The sequence below is a fragment of the Nitrospira sp. genome (assembly GCA_024998565.1).
Taxonomy (GTDB): Bacteria; Nitrospirota; Nitrospiria; order Nitrospirales; family Nitrospiraceae; genus Nitrospira_A.
On the sequence record JACOEM010000004.1, the window covers coordinates 150,623 to 177,224 of the forward strand.

Annotated in this window: 26 protein-coding genes; 13 read left to right on the forward strand and 13 right to left on the reverse strand. The window is 59.4% G+C overall.

The genetic code is table 11. The features are described 5' to 3' along the window. Positions 1 to 138 precede the first annotated feature (138 nt). From H8K11_08700 to H8K11_08745, 10 genes are all read right to left on the reverse strand, one after another. Positions 139 to 540, reverse strand: coding sequence for a hypothetical protein (locus H8K11_08700; GenBank protein ID MCS6263826.1), 402 nt, complete (start codon positions 538 to 540; stop codon positions 139 to 141). A gap of 522 nt (positions 541 to 1,062) precedes the next feature. Continuing rightward, positions 1,063 to 1,731 carry a thiaminase II gene (gene tenA / locus H8K11_08705; GenBank protein MCS6263827.1) on the reverse strand — a complete coding sequence of 223 codons (669 nt, stop codon included), beginning with the start codon at positions 1,729 to 1,731 and terminating at the stop codon, positions 1,063 to 1,065. A gap of 124 nt (positions 1,732 to 1,855) precedes the next feature. Next, positions 1,856 to 3,259: a Si-specific NAD(P)(+) transhydrogenase gene (sthA, locus tag H8K11_08710; protein ID MCS6263828.1), complete on the reverse strand. Its 1,404-nt coding sequence runs from the start codon at positions 3,257 to 3,259 to the stop codon at positions 1,856 to 1,858. 201 nt (positions 3,260 to 3,460) lie between these two features. Next, the gene (tpx, locus tag H8K11_08715; protein MCS6263829.1) at positions 3,461 to 4,147 is read right to left on the reverse strand and encodes a thiol peroxidase; all 687 of its coding nucleotides are present in this window, start codon (positions 4,145 to 4,147) and stop codon (positions 3,461 to 3,463) included. A gap of 70 nt (positions 4,148 to 4,217) precedes the next feature. Then, a complete protein-coding gene (locus H8K11_08720; GenBank protein MCS6263830.1) occupies positions 4,218 to 5,102 on the reverse strand; it encodes an alpha/beta hydrolase in 885 nt (294 codons plus the stop codon). 83 nt (positions 5,103 to 5,185) lie between these two features. Then, positions 5,186 to 7,012, reverse strand: coding sequence for a sodium-extruding oxaloacetate decarboxylase subunit alpha (gene oadA / locus H8K11_08725; protein ID MCS6263831.1), 1,827 nt, complete (start codon positions 7,010 to 7,012; stop codon positions 5,186 to 5,188). Positions 7,013 to 7,245: 233 nt separating this feature from the next. After that, positions 7,246 to 8,664 carry an acetyl-CoA carboxylase biotin carboxylase subunit gene (accC, locus tag H8K11_08730; protein ID MCS6263832.1) on the reverse strand — a complete coding sequence of 473 codons (1,419 nt, stop codon included), beginning with the start codon at positions 8,662 to 8,664 and terminating at the stop codon, positions 7,246 to 7,248. 172 nt (positions 8,665 to 8,836) lie between these two features. Continuing rightward, positions 8,837 to 9,292: an IPT/TIG domain-containing protein gene (locus tag H8K11_08735; GenBank protein MCS6263833.1), complete on the reverse strand. Its 456-nt coding sequence runs from the start codon at positions 9,290 to 9,292 to the stop codon at positions 8,837 to 8,839. Positions 9,293 to 9,304: 12 nt separating this feature from the next. Next, on the reverse strand, positions 9,305 to 10,129 hold the full coding sequence (locus tag H8K11_08740; GenBank protein MCS6263834.1) for a substrate-binding domain-containing protein: 825 nt from the start codon (positions 10,127 to 10,129) through the stop codon (positions 9,305 to 9,307). Positions 10,130 to 10,224: 95 nt separating this feature from the next. Next, entirely contained in the window at positions 10,225 to 10,542 is a 318-nt protein-coding gene (locus H8K11_08745) for a zinc ribbon domain-containing protein (protein ID MCS6263835.1), read from the reverse strand. A 158-nt stretch (positions 10,543 to 10,700) separates the two neighbouring features. Between H8K11_08745 and H8K11_08750 the strand changes: the two genes are divergently transcribed. The 4 genes from H8K11_08750 (at position 10,701) to H8K11_08765 (ending at position 12,687) form a co-directional block, all read left to right on the forward strand. Next, a complete protein-coding gene (locus H8K11_08750) occupies positions 10,701 to 10,877 on the forward strand; it encodes a hypothetical protein (GenBank protein MCS6263836.1) in 177 nt (58 codons plus the stop codon). A gap of 149 nt (positions 10,878 to 11,026) precedes the next feature. Then, entirely contained in the window at positions 11,027 to 11,230 is a 204-nt protein-coding gene (locus H8K11_08755; GenBank protein ID MCS6263837.1) for a hypothetical protein, read from the forward strand. A gap of 106 nt (positions 11,231 to 11,336) precedes the next feature. After that, on the forward strand, positions 11,337 to 12,215 hold the full coding sequence (locus tag H8K11_08760) for a DMT family transporter (protein ID MCS6263838.1): 879 nt from the start codon (positions 11,337 to 11,339) through the stop codon (positions 12,213 to 12,215). A 1-nt stretch (position 12,216) separates the two neighbouring features. Next, positions 12,217 to 12,687: a hypothetical protein gene (locus H8K11_08765; protein MCS6263839.1), complete on the forward strand. Its 471-nt coding sequence runs from the start codon at positions 12,217 to 12,219 to the stop codon at positions 12,685 to 12,687. 46 nt (positions 12,688 to 12,733) lie between these two features. On the opposite strand, the gene H8K11_08770 is transcribed toward H8K11_08765, so the two are convergent. Further along, entirely contained in the window at positions 12,734 to 13,750 is a 1,017-nt protein-coding gene (locus H8K11_08770; protein ID MCS6263840.1) for an acyl-CoA desaturase, read from the reverse strand. 364 nt (positions 13,751 to 14,114) lie between these two features. On the opposite strand from H8K11_08770, the gene hemE reads away from it, so the two are divergent. The 4 genes from hemE (at position 14,115) to H8K11_08790 (ending at position 18,229) form a co-directional block, all read left to right on the forward strand. Beyond that, positions 14,115 to 15,140, forward strand: coding sequence for a uroporphyrinogen decarboxylase (gene hemE, locus H8K11_08775; GenBank protein MCS6263841.1), 1,026 nt, complete (start codon positions 14,115 to 14,117; stop codon positions 15,138 to 15,140). Next, entirely contained in the window at positions 15,137 to 16,087 is a 951-nt protein-coding gene (locus H8K11_08780) for a ferrochelatase (GenBank protein MCS6263842.1), read from the forward strand. Before hemE ends, H8K11_08780 begins: the two co-directional genes overlap by 4 nt. 210 nt (positions 16,088 to 16,297) lie before the next feature. Further along, positions 16,298 to 17,752, forward strand: a complete 1,455-nt coding sequence (gene hemG, locus H8K11_08785) for a protoporphyrinogen oxidase (protein ID MCS6263843.1) — start codon at positions 16,298 to 16,300, stop codon at positions 17,750 to 17,752. A 45-nt stretch (positions 17,753 to 17,797) separates the two neighbouring features. Further along, on the forward strand, positions 17,798 to 18,229 hold the full coding sequence (locus H8K11_08790; GenBank protein ID MCS6263844.1) for a hypothetical protein: 432 nt from the start codon (positions 17,798 to 17,800) through the stop codon (positions 18,227 to 18,229). 379 nt (positions 18,230 to 18,608) lie between these two features. Here H8K11_08790 and H8K11_08795 read toward each other — a convergent pair whose 3' ends face one another. Next, positions 18,609 to 19,223 carry a hypothetical protein gene (locus H8K11_08795; GenBank protein ID MCS6263845.1) on the reverse strand — a complete coding sequence of 205 codons (615 nt, stop codon included), beginning with the start codon at positions 19,221 to 19,223 and terminating at the stop codon, positions 18,609 to 18,611. After that, complete coding sequence (gene mazG / locus H8K11_08800; GenBank protein MCS6263846.1) at positions 19,220 to 20,125, reverse strand: nucleoside triphosphate pyrophosphohydrolase; 906 nt, start codon at positions 20,123 to 20,125, stop codon at positions 19,220 to 19,222. The genes H8K11_08795 and mazG overlap by 4 nt, the downstream gene beginning before the upstream one ends. 131 nt (positions 20,126 to 20,256) lie before the next feature. Here mazG and H8K11_08805 point away from each other — a divergent pair, with 131 nt between their 5' ends. From H8K11_08805 to H8K11_08825, 5 genes are all read left to right on the forward strand, one after another. After that, positions 20,257 to 20,685 carry a DUF1844 domain-containing protein gene (locus H8K11_08805; GenBank protein MCS6263847.1) on the forward strand — a complete coding sequence of 143 codons (429 nt, stop codon included), beginning with the start codon at positions 20,257 to 20,259 and terminating at the stop codon, positions 20,683 to 20,685. A 207-nt stretch (positions 20,686 to 20,892) separates the two neighbouring features. Next, on the forward strand, positions 20,893 to 23,190 hold the full coding sequence (locus tag H8K11_08810; GenBank protein MCS6263848.1) for a HAMP domain-containing protein: 2,298 nt from the start codon (positions 20,893 to 20,895) through the stop codon (positions 23,188 to 23,190). 33 nt (positions 23,191 to 23,223) lie between these two features. Then, positions 23,224 to 24,624, forward strand: coding sequence for a sigma-54-dependent Fis family transcriptional regulator (locus H8K11_08815; protein ID MCS6263849.1), 1,401 nt, complete (start codon positions 23,224 to 23,226; stop codon positions 24,622 to 24,624). Between the two features lie 219 nt (positions 24,625 to 24,843). Beyond that, entirely contained in the window at positions 24,844 to 25,881 is a 1,038-nt protein-coding gene (locus H8K11_08820; GenBank protein ID MCS6263850.1) for a phosphoribosylformylglycinamidine cyclo-ligase, read from the forward strand. Beyond that, complete coding sequence (locus H8K11_08825) at positions 25,871 to 26,545, forward strand: phosphoribosylglycinamide formyltransferase (GenBank protein MCS6263851.1); 675 nt, start codon at positions 25,871 to 25,873, stop codon at positions 26,543 to 26,545. Before H8K11_08820 ends, H8K11_08825 begins: the two co-directional genes overlap by 11 nt. The last annotated feature ends 57 nt before the right edge of the window (positions 26,546 to 26,602 follow it).

Sequence of the window (26,602 nt, forward strand, 5' to 3'; positions counted from 1 at the left end):
GGTTTGGGATCATAGTGCGGAACCAGCATTGTGTGTCGGCTCTGACTCGAACAGCCGGTAATGACGAGCGAGAGGAACGTGACGGCCAGAAGTGTCGAGTCGGTCTTATTTGTTAATTCTGGGCGGTTCATACCGAAACTACCTTCTTCGACCCAGACTCTTTTCCATTTCCGCGAGAATTGGTGCAGCCCATTCTTCCTGGCAGGCTCTGCCGAAAGAAGACTTCTCGCTGCTGATTCGAGCTTGAGTATGCGCTGGGCTGATTTCCTCTAACCAAATGCCCACTCCCTCTCCCCCAGGAGTGCAGAAGAATCCCCAGGTCCGTGGCCGGTGACCCTCAATGTATGTGGGTTCGTTCTGAGTAACCTGAAAGCCATTAACGGCCATGGCATCCACGCTGGCTTGTTTCACAACCTTGAGAGGCTGGTTGTACTCGCCTTGAAATCCTCCAGGTTTCACAGGGGTAGCCGTACATGCCGACAAGGAGCATGTGAGGATCAGCGTAATACCAAGAACCGCCGCATCGAGCGTCGGTTTCATAAACGATTGCCCTCCACTATAAGTTAGCACCACCGTTGATCAGAGCATCTCACATCGAGAGGAGCATGTTTCCCATCTTAGACGGCTATGAGATTTTGGCAAGTAGAACCCAAGAAAGTTAAAGCTGAAAATAGAACTTGGAAGAGGTGCGTGGATTAATACCGATCGATATGACGTTCGACAGACTCTGCCAATCAGATGCGGCCCGCTCAGTACTCACCGCTGTCGAAGCTTTAGTTTAGAGGCGAGTGACCTGCCGTCTCTATCCGTCTATTCCCACCATCTCCTCCCAAGCGGACGTGTGATTGGCGAGGGTGGGGCCTGGCTCTGAGCGATGGCACAGCATCGGCGATGTGTGTGCGCGCCCTGAGACAGACCGCCCTGCCTCGCAGGTGGCGTCTGCTGTTTGAAGCTGCGGGTCGCATGGCGAGACGCAGCAAGTTCAGACGCCAAGGTCGTCTCTGGGAGCGCCCGTCGGTGCTGTGCTAATGAGCGTAAGAGCTAGGTCCCACCCTCGCCCCCTCACACCGGCCACTTCTCCTCGTTCCAGGCCATCTCCCAAAACATCCACTCATATTTTGAGCTGATCAGAAATGCCTGCTCCATGCGTTTCTTTTCCTCGTGGCCCGCCGTCCGCGCCCAGGTATCCACCCGGGCCCGCATCCATTCCTGGACGGCCTCGAATTCCGGCGAGGCATAGAGCATCAGCCAATCCCGATAGGGATGTTTGGCAGGCGGCGGTCCGTTCTTGAGGAAGTGTTTGCCGACGACGCAGTAGATCCAGGCACAGGGCAGCGCCACGACGGCGATCTCGGTGGCCGTACCGCCTTGAGCGACGGCGAGCATGTGGCGCGTGTAGGCATAGTTGGTGGGAGCCATCGGTTCGTTCAGCATATCGTGGGGGGAGAGTTTCCAGCGCTTGCCGTAGTTCTCGTGGAGGCTGCGTTCCACGGTGATGGTTTCTTCCGCCAGCTTGGCAAAGCGCAGGGCCGATTCGGAGTCGGGCGCCCGCAAAGATCCGGCGGCAAATACGCGGGCCAGATCCGCGAGAAAGCGGGCATCCTGGAGAATGTAGTAGCGGAACTTCCGCTCCGCCAGCGTGCCCTTTCCAAGGGCCACGACGAACGGGTGCGTCAGCTGGGCATCCCAGACGGGCTGGGCCAATTTGCGAAGATGATTGGAAAACGACATCCGGTTCCTCCTTTGTCGACGTCACGCGTATCTCGTCGATCGTGAAGCATATCTCGCGAGCAATTCCCGATACAGACTCCTGCCGGTTCATTCATTGTCTGCTTCACGTTTCACGAACGACGCGTCAGACTCTCGGCGGCCAGGGCCTGGGCAACTGATTGATGCCGTCAAGGGCGGCGACGCGATAACATTCAGCGAGTGTCGGGTAGTTGAACACGGCTTCGATGAAATAATCGATCTGGCCCTGATAGGCCATGACGGTCTGGCCGATGTGGATGAGTTCCGTGGCGCCGTCGCCGATCGCATGCACGCCGAGCAGTTGTCGGGTTTTGTTGTGAAAGAGCAGTTTCAGCATGCCAAGTTCGTCGCCGATGATCTGTCCACGGGCGATCTCTCTGTAGCGGGCGATGCCGACGGCATAGGGGACGCCGTTTTTGGTCAAGTCATCCTCGTTGCGGCCGACCATGGAAATTTCCGGGATCGAATAGATGCCGTATGGCATCAGCTCGGACTGGGTCTGGCAGGGAATGCCGAAGGCATGGCAGGCGGCATGGCGTCCTTGCTGCATGGACGTTGAGGCGAGCGCGGGAAAGCCGATGATGTCGCCCGCCGCATAGATGTGCGGTACGGTCGTCTGATAGTGCTCATTGACTGTCAGGCGTCCACGGTCGTCCGCGACCAGTCCGATCGCTTCGAGGTTGAGGGTGGCGCTGGCGCCGGTGCGGCCGACTGAATACAGCACCGTGGTTGCGGCGATTTCCTTGCCGCTTTTCAGTCGGACGATGACCTGCTCCTGCGGTTGCCGCTCGACGGACACCACTTCTTCGTTGAACCGCAGGGTCACGCCGATGCTGCGCATGTGGTACTGGAGGGCCTCGATCGTTTCCTGATCGACAAACTCCAGCAGGCGCGGGCGGCGTTCGATGAGGGTGACGTGAATGCCCATGGTCGCCAGGATCGAGGCATATTCCGCGCCGATGACCCCGCCGCCGATGATGGTGATCGACTTGGGGAGTGTTTTCAGGGTCAGCAGGCCGTCGGTGTCGATGATGCTGTGATCGTCGAAGGGAATGTGCGAGGGCCGGGCGGGGACAGTCCCGCAGGCGATGACCACGAAGTCGGCCGTGTGCTCCACGAGGTCGTCGGATCGTTCGATGCGCAGGCGGTGCGGATCGACGAAGCCGGCGGTGCCGAACCAGAGGTCGACATTGTTGCGCGTCATCTGGTTCTGGATGATCTCGATTTCCCGGTTGATGACGTGGTTGGCGCGGAAGGTGAGATCTTCCATCGTGATGTCCTGTTTGACGCGATAACTGGCGCCATACAGGCTGCGCTGGTGGAAACCCGACAGATAGAGTGCGGCCTCGCGGAGCGATTTGCTGGGGATGGTGCCGGTGTTGGTGCAGACGCCGCCGACGACTCGTTTGCGTTCGACGATGCCGACTTTTTTCCCCAGCTTGGCCGCCTGGATGGCGGCTTTCTGCCCTGCCGGGCCGGTTCCGATGACCAGCAGATCGTAGTGCGCCATTTCACCTCTCTTGTGACAGGCGATGTCCTCGTCGGACGCAACCGTTCTTACGAGTCGTGAAACGTGAAGCGTCTCTCGCCGTGAAACAGAGCCTAGCGCCCATAGAGAATAGGCCCTATCCTTCCGTGCTATGAGCCATTCGCCATACGCTCTTCTCTTCGCTCACGAGGCACGAAGGACGCTTCACGGTGGATGCTGTCCTCAGCTGGCCGTGACCAGTTTGCGCGCGAATCGGAATGCCTCTTCAAGGTCCGGCAGCTGTGCGAGTTCGGGGGTGATTTGGAGATATCGAACCTTGTTGTCCTTGTCCACGACGAGCAGCGCGCGACTGAGCAGATGGGGGTCTTTGAGCAGAAGTCCATGGGCCTTGCCGAAATCGGCGGCGCGGAAATCAGAGAGGAACGTCACATTCGTGATCTTCGCTTCCTCGGCGAAACGTTTCTGCGCAAAGGGGGTGTCGATGCTGATGGTGATCAGTTCGACCATTCGATCGAGACCCATGTTCTTCTCGCTCAGGTAGTGGGTCTGTTGTTCGCAGACCTTGGTGTCGAGGGACGGCACGATACTGATAATACGGACCTTGCCCTTCCCTTTCGTGTCGTTGATCGGCACCATCGATAAATCGGTCTGGGTGAGCTTCACGTCGCGCAGCTTGTCGCCGACTTTGATGCCCATCCCCGAGAGCATCAACGGCTTGCCCTGAAACAGGACGTTGTTGCCTTCTCCGGCGGCGGCGCTGCCGTCGGCCACCGACATATTCTTGTATGAAAAATCAGAATGGCCGGGGCTGGGCAAGGTTCCGCAGCCGCTGAAAAGCAGGCACAGAAGGGCCGTTAGAAAGTGGGACGTCGAAGCGCCGGGGATCATGCGGGTATGGGTCGATGCCATAGAATATCTCCATCGAAGAGGACTGTCGTCTCAGTGGGCTCTGTCACTGTATGGCCGGTTCGTTGAGCTGTCAAGGTTGCAGGAATTCCGTAATGTGCCGGTTCACCACCTCCGGTTGTTCCCACTGCGGGATATGGCCGGCATCGGGAATGATGATGAGCCGGGCCTGCGGAATCGTGGCCTGGAGATCGCGGCCGACTTGCGGGGGAAAGAGGCGATCCTGTTCGCCCCAGAGAATCAGGGTGGAATGGCGGATGTCCTTGAGTCTGGGCGCAAAGTGCTGTTCCCACAGGGGCAGGCTATCACGGAGCGACATGAGGGGCGTAATCATATCCTCGCGTTGACGGTTCCGGTTGGAGCGGTCCAGCACCGCCGCGGTCACCAGCCTGTGGTCGAAAATGATTTCTTTCAGCACGGCCTCCATGGTGCGATTCCCGACGAACAGGGCTCCGAAGCGGGCCAGCCATGCGGGGATGCTGGTGTTCAGGGCGCGTTGCATCAGCGGGCTGGCCAGTCGTTCGCGAACATGATCGGGCAAACTGTCGATCAATACCAGGTGCGACACCCGATCGGGATGGGTCAGGGCCATACCGATAGCCACACCGCCGCCCATGGAGTTGCCGATCAAGGTGGCGGTCGGAAGCCCGAGCGCATCCATGAGGCCGCGGATCGATTCGATCAACTCTTCAGGCCGGTAGTCGAGTGGAGGTTTGTCCGAGAGGCCTGACCCGATCAGGTCTGGCGTGATGACGCGGAATCGGCGGGCGAGGGGGATCTGTTGATATTCCCACTGCCACATCGAACCGCCGTACCCGTGGAGCAGGATGAGCGGCGGGCCCTGGCCTTCGTCGAGATAGGCGATGCGGTGGCTGTTGACCGAGGCGGTGCGGATGGGAAATCGTTGGAAGCCGTCGAACCAGCGGGGAATCTCTGGAGGCGTCGCACAACCGCTCATGAGGACCGCTGCGAGACAGAAGGTTAGGACGTGTGACGACGCGACGGCGGTACACCGGACCTGCCACGCCGGGAGCCTCACGGCTACTCCAGTTGAATGACGGTTTCGTCGATTTTGACGTTGTCGCCTTCGACCACCAGAATCGCCGCGACTCGTCCGTCCATCGGCGCCGGAACTTGGCTTTCCATCTTCATGGCCTCAATGATCAGAAGCGGGTCGCCGGTCTTCACCTGCGCGCCTTCCGTCACCAGGACTTTCACGACACGACCGGGCATGGGCGGGGCGACATCGCCGGGTTTGGCCGGCCGGGGCCGTTTCGGCTTGCTCGTGCTGCCGGCTCCGGGGGATTCTGGCACACCGGCCAGCACTTCCTGCAAAGGTTCCAGTGAGACTTCCTGCAGCCGGTCGTTGACCCGTATGTAGTAGGGCTTGCGGCCGTCGGTGGTGCGGCCTGAGCCCGAGACCACGACATGATAATTCTCGCCGTGCACGGTGATGTTGAATTCAGCCGGCGCGAGGTGGAGGTCGTGGGCCACGGCAGGACCCTTGGTTTCGGTCGGTTCCAGCGGCTCGGGTCGGAGTTCGCCGCGTTCGCGCGCTTCGAAGAAATCCCTCGCAATCGCAGGAAAGAGGGCGAAGGACAACTGGTCCTCCAGGGTCGTGGCGGACTCGGGCATGTCTTTCTTGAGTTTTTCGAATTCCGATTCCAGGCGATCCGCGGGCCGGCCTTTGACCGGTTCTTCGTCCCCGATGGCCCTTGCCATGATTTCCTTATCGACCGGGCCGGGAGCCCGACCGTAGAGGCCGAGGAAATAATTCTTGGTTTCTGTGGTGATGACTTTATATCGCTCGCCCTGTTCACCCGTGAGCACGTTGAGGGTGGCCTGCGTGCCGACGATCTGGCTGGTCGGTGTGACGAGCGGCGGATAACCCATGTCTTTGCGGACACGGGGAATTTCGTCCATCACTTCCTTCATTCGATCCAGCGCGTTTTGTTCTGCCAACTGGGCGGCGAGATTGGATAGCATGCCGCCGGGGATTTGGGATGTCAGAATCTCGGCATCCACGCCGGTGAAGTCGCTTTCAAACTGCCGGTACTTCCGGCGCACGTTCCGGAAATGCTCCGCAATGGGTTGCAGATCCTCCAGGTCCAGTCCGCTGTCATAAGGGGTGCCCCGCAACGCAGCTACCATGGACTCGGTGGGGGGATGCGAGGCGCCTCCGGCAAGCGGAGAAATGGAAGTGTCCAGGAGATCGAGTCCCGCCATGACCGCCATCAGCGCCGACATGGTTCCCATGCCGGACGTATAGTGGGAGTGCAGGTGGATGGGCACGCGAACCGCCGCTTTGAGGCTCTTGACCAGACGGTAGGCATCGGCAGGCGCCAACAGGCCGGCCATGTCCTTGATACAGATGGTATCGGCGCCCAGGTCTTCCAACCGTTTGCCCATCGTGACGAATCCATCCAGCCGGTGGACCGGGCTGGTGGTGTAGGAGATGGCCGCTTCCACATGCTTTTCGCAGGCTTTGACTTCACGGATGGCCCGCTCCAGATTGCGGACGTCGTTGAGGGCGTCGAAGATGCGGAAGACATCGATGCCGTTAAACGCCGAGCGCTCGATAAACTTCTCCAGCACGTCGTCGGCATAGTGGCGATACCCGACCAGGTTCTGGCCGCGCAACAACATTTGCAGCTTCGTCTTCGGCATCGCCGCGCGGAGGGCGCGCAGGCGCTCCCACGGATCTTCTTTGAGGAACCGGAGGCAGGTATCGAAGGTGGCGCCGCCCCAGACTTCCAACGACCAGAATCCCACGGCGTCCAGTTTTTGGGCGATGGGCAACATGTCTTCGGTGCGCATCCTGGTCGCGAGCAGGCATTGATGTCCGTCTCGCAAGGCGACTTCGGTCATCAACAGCTTTTTCCCCGGCGCCGGGGTCACCCGGAACTCGGAGCTCGCCGGCTGCGGAATCCGGACGGCGCGTGAGGCAGCGGGCCGGCTGGGTTTTGCAGGCACGGTCTTCTTCGCGGGGCTTTTCTTCGGGGCGGTTTTTTTAGTCTTTTTCGTTGCCATACTGGCGGCCTTCGGCGGCGAATCCGCTCGAGTAACAGGGTTGAGGTGTTGTTGCCGAGTGGCTGGGGAGATCAGAGTCCTTCGTACGCGGCGATCGCTGCGGAGATGGCCAGCACCAGGTCCTCAGGCTCCTCGGATTCTTCGTATTGATACAGGTCCGGATGGGTTTCCAGGTAGGACGTATCGAATCGTCCGGCTTGAAAATCCTGCTCCATCATCACGTTCTTCATGAACGGAATGGTCGTTTTCACCCCGCGCAGCACATACTCTTCAAGGGAACGCCGCATGCGGCTCACGGCCTCTTCCCAGGTGCGTCCGCGGACGGTGAGTTTCGCCAGCAACGCATCGTAGTAGGGAGGAATCGTGTAATCGCGATAGACCGCGCCATCGATGCGGACCCCGATCCCGCCGGGTGACAGATAGGCGGTGATGGTGCCCGTGCAGGGCATGAAGTTGTTGCGGGGGTCTTCGGCATTGATGCGGCACTGAATCGCATGGCCCTGCAGGGTCACGTCCTTTTGCCGGATCTCCAACGGCTTCCCCGCCGCAATGGAAATTTGATTCCGGACGATGTCGATGGCCGTGATCTGTTCCGTGACGGTATGTTCCACCTGGAGGCGGGGATTCATTTCCATGAAATAGAAATGACCCTCATGGTCGAGGAGAAACTCGACGGTGCCGGCATTGTCGTAGTGCACCGCTTTCGCGATGGCAATGGCGGCCTCGCCCATTTGGGCGCGCAGTTTGGGCGTCAGGATCAATGACGGGGCGATTTCGATCAGTTTCTGATGCCGGCGCTGGATGGAACAATCCCGCTCGCCCAGGTGGATGATGTTGCCGTGTTTGTCGCCCAGGATTTGAAACTCGATATGGTGCGGCCGCTCGATGTACTTCTCGATGAAGATACTGCCGTCGCCGAAGGCCGCCAGCGCTTCTCTTGCCGCGACTTCCATATTCTCGCGCAATTCCTGGTCGGAACGAACGACTCGAAGTCCGCGTCCCCCGCCGCCGGCGCTGGCCTTGATCATGACCGGATAGCCGATGCGGTTGGTGAACTCCAGTGCTTCCTCGACGCTGGTGACGCCGCCTTCGGTTCCAGGGACGATCGGGAGGCCTGCCTGCTGAGCGATCTGGCGAGCCTTGACCTTGCTGCCCATGAGGTCGATCGTCTCGGGAGACGGACCGATGAAGGTAATGCCGGAGGTTTGGCAGAGCCTGGCGAATTTCGTGTTTTCAGAGAGGAATCCGTATCCGGGATGGATCGCGTCGGCGCCGATGCGCTTGGCGATTTCCACGATCTGCTTCCCGTCCAGGAAGCCTTTGACGGGTCCCGGGCCTACGAGATAGGACTCGTCGGCTTTTTTGACGTAGATCCCGGAAGAGTCGGCTTCAGAGTAGATCGCCGCCGTCGCGATATTGAGCTCACGACAGCCACGGATGATGCGCATGGCGATTTCGCCACGGTTGGCAATAAGGATCTTCCGAAACATGTTGGGATTGCGAGAGGCTTGGAGCCGTAGCTCACCTCTGATCCGCCTCCAAAAAGATCGCGTAACCTAGCATAGGGTCTAGAGAGTTGTCGAGACGAACCAGGACGAAAGGGTGGACTGTGGGAGGGGCGGAACGGGCAGGAGGTGACGTACCTCCTGCCTGACGAGTCGCTTACTTGGGTTGAATGAGGAGCGGCTTCGACTGGGCGCTGCCTCCGCCGGCCACCACGATGATAAAGGACATGCCGGCTTTCGCCTCCGGCACCACGGCCTCGATCGTCGTCTCGTTCACGAAACGGTAGTCGATCTTTTCCTTGGAGGCGGCGCTGAAGGTCACGCCATGGAAGCATTCCTTGCTCCCGAAATTTTCACCCTTGATGGTGATTTTTTCACCGGGTTTCGCTTCATCCGGTTCAACTTTCGCAATGGAAGGACGTTTGGAACGGTCACAGACCGGGTCGCTTTCCAGTTTGGAGGTGTCCGATCCCTTGATCGACTCGGTATTGAACATCGTATACCCGGCGCCCTCGACCATCGCTCCTTCCTGGGCATGCCCAGCGGGGACGGCAACGAACGTGGTTCCGAGCACAAGGGTGCATCCGAGCATGCAGGTGACAATAGTGCGCATAAAAGCCTCCTCTTATGGAGATGATGTCTTCGGGAGCGGTGTATAAGATTCGCTGATGATTTTTTGTCCGTCCTCCGACAGGGCAAATTGTTCGAAGGCCTCAACGAGCGGATCCGGCTCATTGTGCGACAGCAATAGGACCGGGCGGCGCAGGGTGTACCGGCCATCCTTGACGGTGGGCGTTTCCGGTTCGATCTTATCGACCGGCAGCAGCTTCACGGGCACACCGGATGCCACTGCCTCCAGGGCCTGGCCGAGAGATACAAAGGCGACGGCCGAGTGGGGCGGGAGGGTGCCGGCGATTGTCTTGATCACTTTTTCGTCTTTGGCGATGACCTTTGCGCCCTCGGGAATTTTGCCGGCGATGCCGAGCTGTTGCTCGAAGGCGTCGCGATTATTTTCATTGCGCGGCCGGTCGATCAGCAGGACCTTCGTATCCGGTCCGCCGAGATCGGCCCATACTTTGTACTTTCCGGAAAAGAGCTCAGCGACTTCCTGTTTGGTGACCTCTTTGGTGAAGTTCGACCGGTGCACCATGATGGCGATGCCGTCCCAGGCGATCTGGAACGAGCGCAGGCCGTCCTCCGCGGTTCCGGTCACCGCAATTTTGGCCTGTTTGGTCTTCACCAGATCGAGCGGCTTCGAATTGTCGTCCCAGACGACGTCGATGTAGGCGCGGGGATTGGCTTTTTCAAACGCATGGGCCAGCGATTCGATGACCCGCTGTTCGGGCCCGTGGCCGGCGATGACCATTGATCCGGCCACCTCGGCTGAAGCCGGGAGGCCCGTGAGACAGAGAAGAGCGGCACAGACAAATCCGCTGATACGGGTGTGCATGCTGAACCGGTCTCCTCTCAGTCTTGAGCCGCTGGACGGCTCTGTCTCACAGCGATGCCACAGGGCGGGAGTTCCGCCCGGCGTCAGGGCTCTACCTATGCGTCGGTGCCTTCAGGAGGAGCCGCGGCTCCGGCGCCTGACATCATGTCCGGCGTGACATCCACGCGCTTACCCATGGCGGGCGGCAGTTTGGAAAACCGATCCATACGCTCGTTTAACATGTCATAGGCTCTGATCTCTTCGAATCCGGGCTTGTGGGAGCCTTTGACCTTGGAGGCAAACGCCGAGAGCATTCTGGTGGCGCCGACCTTGTTGCACTGGGGACAGACGGTGTCTTCCGGTCGTGCATGGACGGACTGGGTGGCCTCGAACTGATGGGTACATTGTTCGCAGCGATATTCGTAGACCGGCATGGCCGACTCCTTGGATGGCGCCTTCTGGCCCCGCCCTGATGGGCAAGGCTGGATAAAGCGATTCTCCTGTTGGAAACGCTTGACCCTGTGCGTAGCTTTGCACTATTGTACCGAAACTTTGTGCCGAAACGCGAGACACAATTGGAGGATCGGTTGAAATGCCCCTGTTAATTCGGAAGTACAAAGGTAGCGGTGGTGTGATGCAGGAAGAGCGTATCGACGATCCGGACCGGATTGAACGCTACATGCGTCTTTTCGAAGAGAAAGATGTCAAGAAGCTGGAAACCGGCGTCAAGACCGTGATCGAGAAGGACGAGTGGCAGCTCCTGCCCTAGCGCGACCTCCCGGTTTCATCCCATAATCGAATGTTCCTCGCCGTCACGAGACTCGTCTCGGCTCGGTGTCTGCTGCGCATTGCTCTCTTGTCGAGGCACGTGGTAGGTTGAGCCGTGACGGTTATGACGTAAAAATTGGACGGGGTATTATGGTGTATTGGCTTCATATTGCACGGGCGATCGATCGTGTGACGCTCCATCGGGACCGTTGCTCCGAAGTCCCATCCGGTGTGTCGAGCAGCGACTACTGGCAAGGGGGATGGTTCGACTACCCCGACAAGGAGCGGGCGCTCGCTGCGATGGAACAGGCGGGCACCAGCGAAGAACGTAAATGCGCGTTGTGCAAACCATGACGCCGGGAATGATGAATCACGAATGTTGAATGATGACGGCGGGATGGTAGGAGACGCGTCCTCCTGTCCCACCGACTTCCTTCGTCGTTCGTGACTTTTGTTTGCCATGCCTCAATTCGCGCTGCTCCTCACGACGTTTGTGTGGGGGGCGACGTTTCCAGCCACCAAGGCAGCGCTCGAACAAATCTCTCCGCTCTCGTTTCTATTCCTGCGATTTCTCCTCGGCATGATCGTTGTGTTTGCGGTGTTGCTGTTTCTGCGTCGCCCTCTGATTCGTGACACCTCTATGATGCGGGCCAGCCTGATTGCGACCGCCTGGTTGTTCATCGGGTATGTGTTGCAGACCGTGGGGCTTCGCTTCACGACGGCCTCGAACTCGGCCTTTATCACAGTGCTGTACGTGGTATTTGTGCCGTTGTATCTATTCCGCTTGGGGCTTCACACCTGGGTTTCCAATGCGATCGCCTTGGCCGGCCTCTGGCTGCTGGTCAAGCCGACGGCCTCCGCCAATCTTGGGGATCTGCTGACGCTGGGGAGTGCGGCTGCGTTTGCCGCCCATATGGTATGTCTGGAACGGTATACCCGTGTGGCGGATCCGGTCTCGTTGTTCGTATGGCAATTGTTGCTGATGACCGTGGCCATGTCGGGGGCGATGTGGTGGGAACAGCCGACTCTCGCGATGTTTGAGCCGAGCCGCGTCCTGGCCATCGGACTTGTGGTCACCGGTATTCTGGCGACCGGGGCGTTTGCGGTCCAGATGTGGGCGCAGCGGCTTCTGCCTGCGCAGCAAGTCGCCTTGTTGTTTGCCGCGGAACCGGCCGTGGCAGCTTGGCTGGCGTGGTATTTCCTGGGTGAACAGCTGGATGCGCAGGGATGGTTCGGCAGTGCGATGATTCTCGGCGGCGTTCTGCTCGGCTCGTGGGTGACAGGTGAGTCATCCCCGTCACAGCCGGACTCGATGGCGGCGCGTTCAGAAGGAGGGTGAAGTGGCTCAGAAGTTCGGTAACAATCGTTGGGTGCAAGAGGGCTTTCTCGACAACCGTCGGCCCGGTACCGTCGTCGGGCGCATGACGTTTGCAGTGTTGGGCGCGGTCGATTTCTATCTGGTCGGTGATTGTCGGGGAGAAATCGCCGGGAAGGTGATCCGGTTCAAGAACAGCCGGTTTGTCGATGAGGATCTCGCAGGGCAGGTGCTGGGGGAAGTCGAGATTCCCCAAATCGGCGACGCGAGTCTTATCTCCTTCGATCCGCATCCGCATCTGGTTCCGCACCCGTATATCGAGTGGTTTTCTATGCGGAAGAATCACTATCGTATCGAACTGGTGCCGGAGGATGCCTGGGTTGCGGCGGAAGAAGAAGTGGCGGCGATCGACCCTGTCAGTACGGAGATTCGAGATCGCCTGGCGCCGCAGTACGGGCGTAAGGCGGCATCGGCAGATGAATCGGAATGGGTGTAGATTCGAACGAAGGGGGCGGGCCGTGAACGGCCGCCCCCGGTCTCGGTCAGGCGAGTTTATTCTTCCCTTCCCGCACGTGTGCGGGCACTTCCCGAATATCCCAGATCAGCCCCAGCGCTTGCAGGCCCCTCAGCATGTAGTACGTGATGTCGATTTCCCACCAATAGAATCCCTGGCGGGTTGAGGCGGCATAGTAGTGGTGGTTATTGTGCCAGCCTTCGCCGAGGGTAATCATGGCAAGGATGAAGTTGTTCTTGCTGTCGTCTCCCGTCTTGTAGCGCTGGGAGCCATACACATGGGACAGCGAGTTAATCGTGCAGGTGCCATGGAGCAGCGCGACGGTGGACACGAAGAACCCCCAAATGAGCATCTGCGGGCCATTCGTGCCGAGGCTCGGGGCATAGGCTTCCAGGAACTTGCCCAAGCCGAACATCCCGAAGCCGCAAATGGTGGGGACGAGGGTATCGAATCGATCCAGGAAGACCAGTTCCGGAAACTTGGCGAAATCGCCGATGCTCTTCAAACGCGGCGGGAAAAACTTTTTGGAACTGATCCAGCCGATGTGGGCCCAGAGGAATCCACCCTGGCGCACCGAATGCGTGTCTTCCGGTTTGTCTGAGTAAATGTGGTGGTGTCGATGGTGACCGCCCCACCAGAGCGGGCCGCGTTGCGCGCAGGACGCCCCGAGCAGGGCAAAGGCGAACTGACAGGCCCGGGAGGTCTTGAAAGTACGGTGCGAGAAATAGCGGTGGTACCATCCCGTGATGGCGAACATGCGGATGAAGTAGAACCCCGCTGCGACCCCTACGGCGACCCAACTCCATCCAACGATGAACACGCCCAGGCAGAGCAGGTGCACGATGATGAGCGGGATGGCCCGCAACCAGTCGACCGTCGGTGGGGCGGTATCCGTTTGCATTTTTTCAATACCCGCCCACGAGTCAAACCAGCGTATGATGGTGATCCACGGTCCATCGTTCGCCGGTTGTTCGCCTGGCTGCACATTGGTTTTGGAAAGCTCACCGTTTTCGGGTAAGGTGAGTGGTTGCAGATCACTACTCATGCCACCTCCACAGTTATGCGAATCTAGGATGCGTTATCGAGGGGTCGCGCCGCGGTTCCACTAGCGTGACTAACTCATCGCGGCGCTTGCGAGTGATGCGACTAGGCAGGCCGCTGAATGCTCTGGATTGTGTCGATCAGTGAGTGAGGATACTCAGGCTCAAAGACACGTGCGATCATTATACACAGATTCACGGAGAAATGTCCTGAGAATTTTTCCGTATGACTGTCATGTTTTTTCGTCGAATGAGCGGCAGAATCGGAACCGCCGCCCTTCCGGTGTCCGAATGATCTCAGGCGAGGAGCCGGTTCGGCGCAAGATTGTTTGACTCTGTTCGGACCGCCCCTCTAAAATGTGCCCCATTATGAATGATCGATTTTTGAAAGCGTGCCGGCGCGAACCGGTTGATTGCACGCCGGTCTGGTTCATGCGCCAGGCAGGCCGTTACATGATTGAATACCGCCGGTTACGAGAAAAGCATTCCATTCTCGAGCTCTGCAAGACGCCGGAATTAGCGGCGCAGGTCACACTGCAGCCGATCGACCGGTTTGCGCTCGATGCCGCCATTATTTTTGCCGATATCCTGCTTCCGCTTGAGCCGATGGGACTCTCCCTGGAGTTCGCGGAGGGCGAGGGGCCGATCATTCACAATCCTGTGCGGGATCGGGCCGCGGTAGACCGCCTCAAGGTCATCGATGACACCGGATTGCAGTACGTGATGGACGCGATCAGTCTGACCCGCAAGATGCTGGCGGGCCGTGTGCCCCTGATCGGCTTTGCCGGGGCGCCCTTTACGCTGGCCAGTTATGCGATTGAGGGCGGAAGTTCCAGAAACTATATCCATACGAAGCAGATGATGTATCGCGAGCCGGAAATCTGGCATCGCTTGATGGATAAATTCGCGCGCGTGATTACGGGCTACCTTCGTCGTCAGATCAAGGCCGGTGCTCAGGCTGTGCAACTGTTCGATAGCTGGGTCGGGTGTCTGTCGGCCGGAGACTATGACGAATACGTCATGCCGCATGTGCAGCTGATTTTTGAGGGACTCAAGCATGAAGGCGTCCCATTGATCCATTTCGGCACGGGCACCACGGCCATTCTCAAGGCGATGCGTCAGGCAGGTGGCGACGTAATCGGCATCGATTGGCGCATCCCGATCGACGAGGCCTGGGCCATGGTGGGCTACGATCGGGCCGTACAGGGGAATCTCGATCCGGTGACGTTGTTCGGGCCGATGTCCGAGATCGAGCGCCGCGTGACAGACATTCTCCGCCGGGCCGCAGGGCGTCCGGGCCACATTTTCAATCTGGGCCATGGGATTCTTCCCAATACTCCCGTGGAGAATGTCGCTGCCACGATCGATCTGGTGCATAAGCTGAGCACGCGATGAGCATGTCTGTGACGCCACAACCGGTTGCCGTCTTGCTGATGGCTATGGGTGGCCCTGATTGCCTGGAGAATGTCGAGCCGTATCTTCAGGATGTTCGAGGCGGACGGCCGACTTCTCCTGAACTGGTGGAGGAAATCCGCGAGCGTTATCGTGCGACCGGCGGGAAATCTCCGGTGCTCGATATCACGCGCGAGGTGGCACGGGCGTTAGAACTGCGGCTGAATGCGTCGGGAGACGTGCCGTATCGCTGCTACGTAGGGTTGCGGCACTGGCATCCGTTCATCAAGGAAACCTACGCGGAATTGCTCGAGGCCTTGCCGGACCGCATCATCGGGTTGTGCATGGCCCCGCAATATTCTTCGCTCAGCATCGGCGCTTATATGAAAACGGTCGAGGAGGCGAGGGCAGAGCTTGCCAGCGAGACCCCGATCAGCTTCGTGACGAGTTGGCATCGCCACCCACTGCTGATCGCCGCCATCGTCGAGAATATTCGCCGGACGTTGGGGAAATTTCCCGCCGAGGTGCGAGCGCACGTGCCGGTCCTGTTCACCGCCCACAGTTTGCCGGAGCGCGTGGTGGCCATGAAGGATCCGTATCCCGAGGAAGTGCAAGGAACCGCCCGGACGGTCTGTGAACAACTCGGAAGTCAGCCGACGCGGTTTGCGTATCAAAGTCAGGGACGTTCCGGGGAGAAGTGGCTCGGTCCATCGGTCGAAGAGATGTTGGCGGAATTGGCGCAGGAAGGCCATCGCCATGTCCTGGTGGCGCCGATCGGCTTTATCTGCGACCATGTGGAAACCCTCTTCGATATCGATATTGAACTGAAGCAGTTGGCTTTGAGCAAGGGGGTCCAGCTGGAACGTATTCCCATGTTGAACGCCTCGGCTCCATTGATCGACATTCTGATGTCGGTGGTGGAGGCACACGAGTCCTCGCTGGTTCATTAGGCGGATGTTGAAAAAGGCCTGCAGCTTTGTTCTCGCATCGCTCCGAGGTTCGACGTACCCAGCCACGTACGACTCACCTCGTCGCTTGCTGCGGCCGCGCTGCAGGACCTTTTTGAACATCCTGTGGGAATCATTCGTCGATTATCCTGACGCTCGAATTGTTCAGATAGCGTCGCAGCATTGTTCCACTCCCTATTAGCGGCACCACCAGTGGCGCGCACTCCACGGTCAGTTGTCATCATCGGCGGAGGCATCTCAGGCCTCTCTACGGCGTTTGCTCTCCAGGAGCAGGCGGCCGCGGCCGATCTCGCCCTCACCTGTACCATCCTCGACGCGGCACCGGTGTGGGGCGGAAAAATTCTCACGCATCGGGTCGGGCAGTTGGTCATGGAAGCGGGGCCCGACTCGTTCCTCTCGCAAAAGCCCTGGGGGATGGAGCTCTGTCGGCGTCTCGGGCTCGCCGATCAACTGATCAACACCAATCCGGTTGAGAAGAAAGCGAGTGTCTTGAGGGGCGGGCAGTTGCACGAGCTGCCGGAAGGGCTCGTGACATTCACGCCGACTCAGCTGGGGCCGTTTTTTCGCAGCGGATTGTTGTCCTGGGTCGATCTTGCCCGTATGGGCTGCGATGTGCTGATTCCGCCGCGTCGGTCCACTGACGACGAATCGCTGGCGTCGTTTTTCCGTCGCCGGTTCGGTCGTCATGCATGCGAACGGGTCATGGAGCCGCTGATGGCCGGCATCTATGCGGGCGATGCGGAACAGATGAGCCTGCGGGCGACATTCCCTCGCTTCTACGAGCTGGAGCAGGCGCATGGCAGTGTAATTCGCGGCATGATGGCGGCCCGGCGTGCACGGGCACAGAAGGTGTCCGGAGGAGGCCCCCGACACACGATGTTTGTAACGTTGAAAAACGGCCTGGCCGATCTGGTGGCTGGGCTGACGGCGCAGATCCAGCAGGCCGGCGGGGTGCTGAAAGCCGGCGTTCAAGCGGAGGCGTTGCGGGTGCGCTCGCACCAGGCCGGTCGCTGGATGTACGATGTGATTTGCACCGACGGGACGGCGCTTTCGGCGGAAGCGCTGGTCTTGGCGACGCCGGCTTATGTCAGCGCTGAACTCGTTCGGCCGTTGACGCCGATGGCGGCCGGCTTGATGGACATGATTCCCTATGCCTCGACAGCCACGATCTCTCTCATCTATCCTGCCGAAGCAGTGGGGAACCGGCTCCAAGGTTTCGGTTTCGTGGTTCCACGAATCGAGGGCCGTGATTTGATTGCCGCGACCTGGACTTCCCTCAAGTGGCCCCATCGTGCACCGCCGGAGGATGTGTCGGTGCGATGTTACCTCGGCGGGGTCGGGCGAGAAGCCATTTTGCAGCGGGACGATGAGGCCCTGGTCCGGTGTGTGCGCGAGGAATTAGCTTCCCTTGTGGGCCTGCAGGCGACACCGCATTATGCCGAGGTGAATCGCTGGAATCGGGCCATGCCTCAATATACTCTCGGGCACCTCGATCGGCTTGCGCAACTGGAGGCGGCACTCTCGCGATTCGGCGGCCTGGCCGTCACCGGCGCAGGGTATCGTGGTGTGGGCCTTCCCGATTGTATACGGGACGGCGCTGATACGGCGGCAAAGATGCTGCAGTATCTGCAAACTGCGCCGATGTGAGGTGTCAATAATGATGGTGGAAACGGGAAAAGAAGGAATACCCAGATGCTGAACAACCAGTTGGTGATCTCCGATGTGACCGGCCCCTTTCGTGAGCCGCGGGAGCCGGTCTTGTCCTATGACTATTCGATCCAGCGGGCGACCTGGGCGGCGACCCATGCCGTTCGGGTCAAGATTGCCCAGGCGGAGGAGTTGGACTATGTGAAGGAGAAGTTGCTGGGCACGATCACCGGGAGCCCCGGGCAACAGCTGATGCTGAATAAATTTCTGTCCCGCAAGATCGGTGACCAGAAGGTTCGGATCGCCGATGCCGAAGGGTGGTTAAAAGAACGCGGTGATGTGTTGGTGGCTCCCTTTACCGGTTCGCTCGCCCATTACTTTCCGCAACTGGAGGCCTGGGTTCAGGCGGAGCAGGATACCTTGCGGGCAGAGATCAAGAACCTGGTCGGCCTGGTAGCCAGTCCTCCGGCCGTCTGATGATTGCGCCCTCTGTGACCTTCAGTCCACTGCTCGTCCAAGATGCCATCCGTTACTCCGAAACCAGCCTCTCATGGCATTCCCTGGCCATTCTCGCACCCGGCCGGTGCACGGCTCGGTACTCGCGCGAGGCACTCTGTCGGCCATTCTCTAACGCACAGAATCTGTGGATAAGCGTGTGAATATCAGCCGCCTCCTCGCCCAAGTCCCTCAGTAGAACGGCCCTTCAGCGGCCTGCACAAGTTTTAGGCATTGGGGTGGTCTCTATCCGGACCACTAGATGCTGTATGGGATGAAAACCCTTAAGAAGATTATGCTCGCTGCATGCGGACCTGGGGATAGCGAAGGCAGTCTGGGCCTGGAGTTTCGCGGCAGCGGCTCAAAAAATGCGTCGATATTGTTTGCTATGGACTCCGGAATCGTCGGCGAATCCCAGCGATCCGGTGTCGGGATTGCTGGTGTCGTTCAAGTCGATGCGATAGTGCCCAAGGACGTGTTCCATCGCTTCCTCGAAAGGGATGGCTTGCGGGTAGAGGTTACCCGGCGCGTGGGCGCCGCGGGCCAGGGTGCCGACCGCCTCCGGAGTCGCATATTTGGGGTCGGAAAAAATGTACAGATCGGCCACGGCCTGGTCCCCGAGTTTGTGTCCGGGGCTGGTGGCCGGCAGCATGGAGGGGAGGCTCTGAGCCAGCCGGGCCTGCTTGAATTGTTTGAGGAGACCCACCACCTGACTGGTGGTGGCCTGCGCCGGCACCACGATACTGACGGCATTAAATTCCGTCAACGTCGTCTGGACTTTATACATGACCGGGGCCGCATCCGGATCTTCGGTCGTCACCTGCGAAATCTCCGGACCGGCGGCCTGCTTTTGTTTGCCGCTGGGAACGGCCAGGTTGATCAGTAGCCACATCACCAGGATGGCTCCGAACAGGACGATGAGCGGATGAAGTCCGGCTCGTTTGCCTTCTTCGTATGGATCCTGTTCTGTGCTCATGGATGAGTCCTGGTCGGCTCCGTCGCGGGCGAGAGGGGAGAGACGGATTCTGCGGGTGTGGTGGATTCCCCCCGCTTCGCGGCTTCCCAGTAATGATCCATTTCCACCGTGGAGAGGTCGTTGACGCTCCGTCCGCTTCGAGCCGCCTCGCGCTCGATGAATTGGAATCGTGCGGTGAACCGGTTCGTGGCGAGACGCAGCGACTCTTCCGGATTCACTTTGATGTGCCGGGCGACGTTGACCAGGGAAAACAGCAGGTCGCCCAATTCCGCGGCCATTTCCGGGGTGGGCTCCGGCTTGGGTTCGGCAGCGGAGGGCTGCGCAGCCGCGTCGGTGATCGCGTGCTTGAGTTCCCCGATTTCTTCTTCCACTTTGCCGAGCACGGCCGCCAGGCCCTGCGGGCTGTCCGGCCAGTCGAACCCAACCCGCGCGGCGCGAACCTGCGCCTGGTAGGCGCGAAGTAGGGCCGGGAGCGCTTGCGGAATGTCATGCAGGACCGAATCCGGTTTGCCGGCATTCTTGCGTTCGGCCCGTTTGATATCTTCCCACCGATGGACGACCTGGTCGGAATTGAGTGAGGACTGACCGTTCGCCCCGTCACCGAACACGTGAGGATGGCGGCGTACGAGCTTGTCGCTCAACTGTTCCAAGACGTCGTCGATGGTGAAGGTGCCCGCTTCAGTGCCGATCTGGCTGTGAAACAACACCTGCAACAGGACGTCGCCCAGTTCCTCCTTCAGCTTGGCGAAATCCTGCCGGTCGATGGTGTCGAGGGCTTCATAGGTTTCTTCGATCAGGTAGGGCTTGAGGGATTCGTGGGTCTGCTTGCGATCCCAGGGGCAACCGCCCGGCGCCCGAAGCCTGGCCATGATGGCCACGACATTATCGAAACGTGCTGACATGCGATCCCCTCCGTCGCGCCACTCTAACTGAGTTTTTCAGCACCTTCAACGGGGCCTCTCGTCTTGCGCCTCTTCAGGCCCTGTGGTAGGGTACAGCCCTGCATTTTCCATTAGTTGATCGGAGGTTTTTTATGGGTGATGACAAGGAGCAAGGATTCGTCATCCGCGATCGTCGAGGACGGGGTGAAGATGTCCCTCCACCGGCTCAGGCGGCTACGCCTCCGGCAGCAGAGCCCTCGGCCTCCGCACCTCATCATGACCATGATGCCGATTCTCATACGCATGCAGGACATTTGCCGGTCAACTTTTCCTCCTTCGTCATCTCCATGGGGAGTTCGGCTCTGATGCTGATGGGGGAGCAACTCGATCCTCAGCAGCCAGCCATGCCGCTGAACCTTCCTCAAGCCAAAGAAATCATCGATCTACTGTCCATGTTGGAAGAAAAAACGAAGGGCAACCTCACTCCGGACGAGCAGGTCGTGATGAAAGACATGCTCTATGCCTTGAGGATGAAATTCGTCAGTTTGACCTCCGGGAAATCGACGCTTCACACCCCGTAGCCCCGTGAGTTGCTTCAGCGAGCCGTCCTGCTTTGCGGTGTCGGTCCTTCCTTCGGGTGATACTGTGTCCTGCAATGCTCCTGCTCCCGGCCGTTATGCTCGATGAAGCGAGGGTCGGGTTCCGCGCGCCCTCTTTTGAGACTCCACCTGGAATTGGTTATAGTGAGGCAGGATCGAATGGGCCGGGCGTGAGTCGGAGTATCGAGAATGCCTGAATCGACGGATATGACGAAGCTCATCCCCCCGGGGGTGCTACGGGAGAAAGAGCCGTCGACGCCTGCCTCCATCGAGAGCGAGCGGCGGAAGCGTCATGTTCGGCCCGTGTGGATCGTCCTGATCCTGCTCCTGCCCTGTCTCGCCCTCACCTTTTACTACGCTCAAATGGCGGTGCCGGTCGGGGAGGAGTCGGATTCCTTTCTCCCCAGCACCGGGTATGCCTTCGTGCTGCTGCTGGTCAATCTCGACTTGATCGGCTTCGTCGTCCTGACGCTGCTCCTCTCGCGCAATCTCATCAAAGCCTATTTCGAACGGCGACATCGGCTCGTTGGGTCGGGGTTCCGCGCGAAGTTGGTCGCCGCCTTCATCGGCTTTTCCCTGATTCCCACCGTGCTCCTGGCCCTGGTGGCCAGCGGCCTGGTCAACAAGGCGGTCGATGTCTGGTTCAACGACCAGATCGAGCACGTGATGAAGGATTCTTACGAGGTGGCGCGTATGCACCATGCCGGTCATGTGTCCCTGGCGATCAACAGCGCACGCGCCATCAGCCACGAGATTTTTCGCGAGGAGTTGCTCTTGCCCGAGCAGCGGGATTTGCTGGTTGCGGCGATCGCCCGGAAGCGCGCGGAATATGCCACGGCCGGGATCGAGGTGTTTTCCTCGAAGATGGAAACGTTGACCAAGTCGCTGGATCCAGAGGTGCCGGTGGCGGTGCTCGATCTGCCGATCGGCCAACTGGTGCTACAGGTGATCAACGGCAAGCAGGAACTCACGTCCGTCCAGGAAGCACAGACGGGACGGCTCGTGAGGGCCGGTGTCCCGATCGCCTCCAGCATCCGCCGTGGGGAAATCGACGGGGTGGTGGTGGTCGATGCCTATGTGCCGGAGTCGTTGCTCGGCAAGATGGAGAGCATCGGGCGTCAATATACCGAATACAAACAGATGAAGGCGATGAAGAACCCCATCAAGGCAGGCGCGTATCTGCTGGTGGCGGTCATCACGGTCATGATTCTGTTCAGTGCGACCTGGTTCGGGTTTTATGTGGCGCGTGGCATTACCGTGCCGATTCAACGGTTGGCCGAGGCGACGGAGGCGATCGCTCAAGGGGATTTGTCCGTGCGCATCGAAGCCAAGGCGACGGATGAGATCGGCACCCTGGTCGAATCCTTCAATCGCATGACCGCCGATCTGCAGAGCAGCAAAACGAAGGTGGAAGAAGCGAACGTCTCGCTTCGGCAATCCAACCTCGAGCTGGATCGTCGACGCGCTTACATTGAAACGGTGGTGGATACGATCGCCGCGGGACTGCTCTCCATCGACCGGCAGGGGATCATTACCACCTTCAATCCCTCTGCGGAGCGTATGCTGGGATTGTGGGCCGATCGGTTTCGGGGCCGGTCCGCCAACGAGGTGTTCAAGGAATACAAACTGGATCTGTTCCAGTCCGTCTACGATCGGATGCTGGTCGATCAGCGAGACAATATTGCGCTCGAAGGACAGTTGGATTTGCAGGGGCGGTTTCTGACCATCGGGGTGCATTGCTCCCGCATGAAGGATGAGTCGAACAAGGACCTCGGGTTCGTGCTGATTTTCGAAGACCTCTCAGAATTGATCAAGGCACAGAAGGCAGCGGCCTGGCGAGAGGTCGCGCAACGGATCGCTCATGAGATCAAAAATCCGTTGACGCCTATTCAGCTCTCGGCGCAACGGCTGCGAAAAAAGTTCCAGGATAAGGCTCCGGATTTCGATCGCATCTGCGACGAGTCCACGCAAGTCATCATCAACGAAGTCGGCAGCCTCAAACAAATGCTGGACGAGTTCTCGAAGTTTGCGCGGATGCCGGCCCCGCACATGACGGTGAACTCGCTGGATGATGTGGTGAAAGAAGTGGTGGCGCTGTATGACAGCGCGCATCGCGAAGTGGAATGCGTGGTGACGCTCGATCCGGATCTGCCGCTCTTCAATTTCGATCGGGAACAGATCAAGCGTGTCCTCGTCAATCTGTGCGATAACGGGATCCACGCGATGAACCACAAGGGACATCTGTGGATCACGACCCGGTATGACACGAAACAGCGTCGCGCGGTCGTCACGGTGGCGGATGAAGGGACGGGTATCGCGCCGGAGGATCAAGAGAAATTGTTCGTGCCCTATTTTTCCCGGAAGAAAACGGGGACCGGGCTGGGACTGGCGATCGTGCGGCGGATTGTGACCGATCACGACGGCCAGATTCACGCCGGAAACCATCAGCCCAAAGGGGCCTTGTTCACGTTCGAATTGCCGGTGTGAACGGCTCCTGCCGACGCGTAGTGTGGAGAAGACATGTCTGCTTCGATTCTGATCGTCGATGATGAAGTCTCTATCCTGAACTCCTTGAGCAGCATCCTGGAGGATGAAGGGTATGAGGTCAGCGTGGCCAAGAGCGGCATCGAGGCGCTCAAGCTCTGTGCCGTGAGCCCTCCCGAACTGATGATGCTGGATATCTGGATGCCCGACATGGATGGGTTGGAGACGCTCCGGCGTTTGCGGGAGCTGGTGCCTCAGACGCAGGTCATGATGATGTCTGGGCACGGGTCGATCGAGACGGCGGTGAAGGCCATCAAGCTCGGGGCCTACGATTATATCGAAAAGCCGCTCTCGCTCGAAAACGTGACGCTACGGGTCAAGCATGCCTTGGATCAGCACCGGCTTGAGCAGGAGAATCGGACGCTGCGCACGAAGGTGGAGCGGAAGTTCGAACTGATCGGGCAGTCACCGGCAATGCGGCAGCTCAAGCAGATTATTGAAACGGCGGGGCCCACGAACAGCCGGGTCCTGATCGGCGGCGAGAACGGAACGGGGAAGGAGCTCGTCGCCAGGGCGATCCATCAGCACAGCGCCAGGGCGAACCGCCCGTTTGTGGCGGTGAACTGCGCCGCCATCCCTGAAACCTTGATCGAGAGCGAATTGTTCGGGCACGAACGCGGGTCCTTCAGCGGCGCCACAACGATGAAGCGGGGTCAGTTCGAACAGGCCGACGGCGGGACCCTGTTCCTGGACGAAATTGCGGATATGAGTCTGAGCACCCAGGCCAAGGTCTTGCGCGCCCTTCAAGAGCAGCAATTTACGCGGGTCGGCGGGACCAAACTGATCAAGGTCGATGTACGGGTCCTGGCGGCGTCCAACAAGGATCTGCTGAAGGAAATCGAGAAGGGCACGTTCCGGGAGGACCTGTTTTACCGGCTCAACGTGGTACCGATCGTGGTGCCGACCTTGCGGGATCGCCGTGAGGATATCCCGCTGCTCGTGAAACATTTCCTCCATGTGCATGCCGAGGAGCAGGGCTTGAAGATCAAGCAAGTCTCGCCGGAGGCCATGGAGGTGTTCATGCAGTATGAATGGCCGGGCAACATTCGCGAATTGCGTAACCTGATCGAGCGGCTCATGATCATGGTGCCAGGGCCGGTCATTGAGGCCTCGCATGCGTCGGTGGCGTTGCAGGTGCGTCCTCAGCTGTCCGCTACGCAGCAGGCGGCCGGGGCGCAGGCGCCGAATTCCCTCTTGACGAGGCACTACGACTCGCTTCGCGATGCCCGCAATGCGTTTGAAAAGGAATTTATCGCCCGCAAGTTGCGTGAACATCATTGGAACATCTCCCGCACGGCTGAAGATCTGCAGATCGAGCGCAGCCACTTGCATCGCAAGATTAAGTTGCTCGATGTCGAGATGCGGCCCGAGATGTAGCCGGGCTGCTGAAACAGGTCCCCAACATCGTTCTCGGCTCGAATCGATCCTCAACCTACCCCAGAGGGTACGCCTCCGGTTCTTTCTCGCCTGCGGCCTTGTTGGATGACCTGTTTGAGCAGCCCCTGTAGTTTGACCGTTGAGAGTCACACGAAGGGTGTGAACGCGTGAGACTAATTGTTGACCCGCTATCAGTCAGCTCGTTAAGATGCGGCCCCAATGACTACCTATCGTGATGCCGGTGTCGATATCGATGCCGGCGATGAATTCGTCGAGCGGATCAAGCCGCATGTTCGGGCGACCTTTCGCCCGGAAGTGATGACCGATCTGGGCGGCTTCGGAGGCCTGTTCCGATTCCAGGCGAATCGCTACCAGGATCCGGTGCTCGTCTCGGGCACCGACGGAGTCGGGACCAAACTCAAAATCGCCTTTCTCATGGACAAACACGACTCGGTCGGGATCGACCTGGTGGCGATGTGTGTCAACGATATTGCCGTCAGCGGCGCAGAACCGCTCTTCTTTCTCGACTACTTTGCGACCGGGAAATTGTCATTGAAGACGGCAGAAGCCGTGGTTCGCGGGATTTCCGACGGTTGCCGCCAGGCCGGCTGCGCCCTCATCGGCGGAGAAACCGCCGAGATGCCCTCGTTCTATGCGGAAGGCGAGTACGACCTGGCCGGTTTTGCTGTGGGGGTAGTCGATCGCCCGAAGATGATCGACGGCCGGCAGATTGTTCCCGGGGATGCCGTGATCGGGTTGGCCTCAACCGGTGTCCACAGCAACGGCTTTTCGCTGGTGCGCAAGGTGTTGTTTGAGAAAAGTCGACTGACGGTCGAGAGTGTGATGCCGGAACTCGGCGGTGCGCTGGGTGAGACCCTGCTGACGCCGACGCGGATTTATGCCAAACAGGTGCTTTCGTTGGCCGAGGCTTGCCCGATCAAGGGGATCGCGCACATCACCGGCGGTGGAATCACCGAGAATCTGCCACGCGTCTTTCCGGCCCGCTGTGGGGCGCGCATTCGACGAGGCTCATGGCCGGTGCTGCCGATTTTTCAGACGATTCAGGAACGCGGGAGCGTGGATCTGAGCGAGATGTACCGCGTCTTCAATATGGGCATCGGGCTGATTCTGGTCGTGGCTCCGGAACATGTCGATAGAGTGATTGCCAAGGCCGTCGAATTAGGCGACCGGGCCTATTACATCGGCGACATGATGGCGCAGTCCACGGACGAGGGTGTGGTCGAATATGTCGGGTAAGTCGCCTCGATTAGTGCGGCTCGGTGTGCTCGTCTCCGGCCGGGGATCGAATCTGCAGGCAATCATCGATGCCATCGAGGCGGGGACTCTGTCGGCTGAAATCGCGGTCGTGCTCAGTAATAAGCAGGATGCCGGCGGGCTGGAGCGGGCGCGAAAGCATGGCGCGCCGGCAGTCTGGCTCGATCCGAAGCCCTATGCCGGCCGTCCGGACAGTCGCGAGGCCTACGATAAAGCGGTATTTGAGGTGTTGCAGAAACACGAAGTGGATCTCGTGCTCCTGGCCGGGTACATGAAGATCGTCACGACCGTGCTGATCTCGGCCTACGAGAACCGGATGATGAACATTCATCCGTCCCTGCTTCCGTCGTTCCCTGGTCTGGATGTGCAGAAAAAAGCCATCGACCACGGATGCAAAATCGCCGGTTGCACCGTGCACTTCGTGACCGAAGGGGTCGACGAGGGGCCGATCATCATTCAGGCGGCCGTGCCGATCCTCGAAGGAGATACGCCGGATACTCTGGCGACTCGCATCCTGGAACAGGAACACCGGATCTATCCTCGCGCGATTCAACTCTATGCGGAAGGCAAATTGCGCGTGGAGGGACGGCGGGTATCGGTGGCGGAGGCAGGACCGGTGGCGACAGGATTTCACAACCCCGGATAAAGTCTTGCGCCGATCTGTAACTTCGTATGGAGACCCGGGCTCCGGTTGTGTATAATG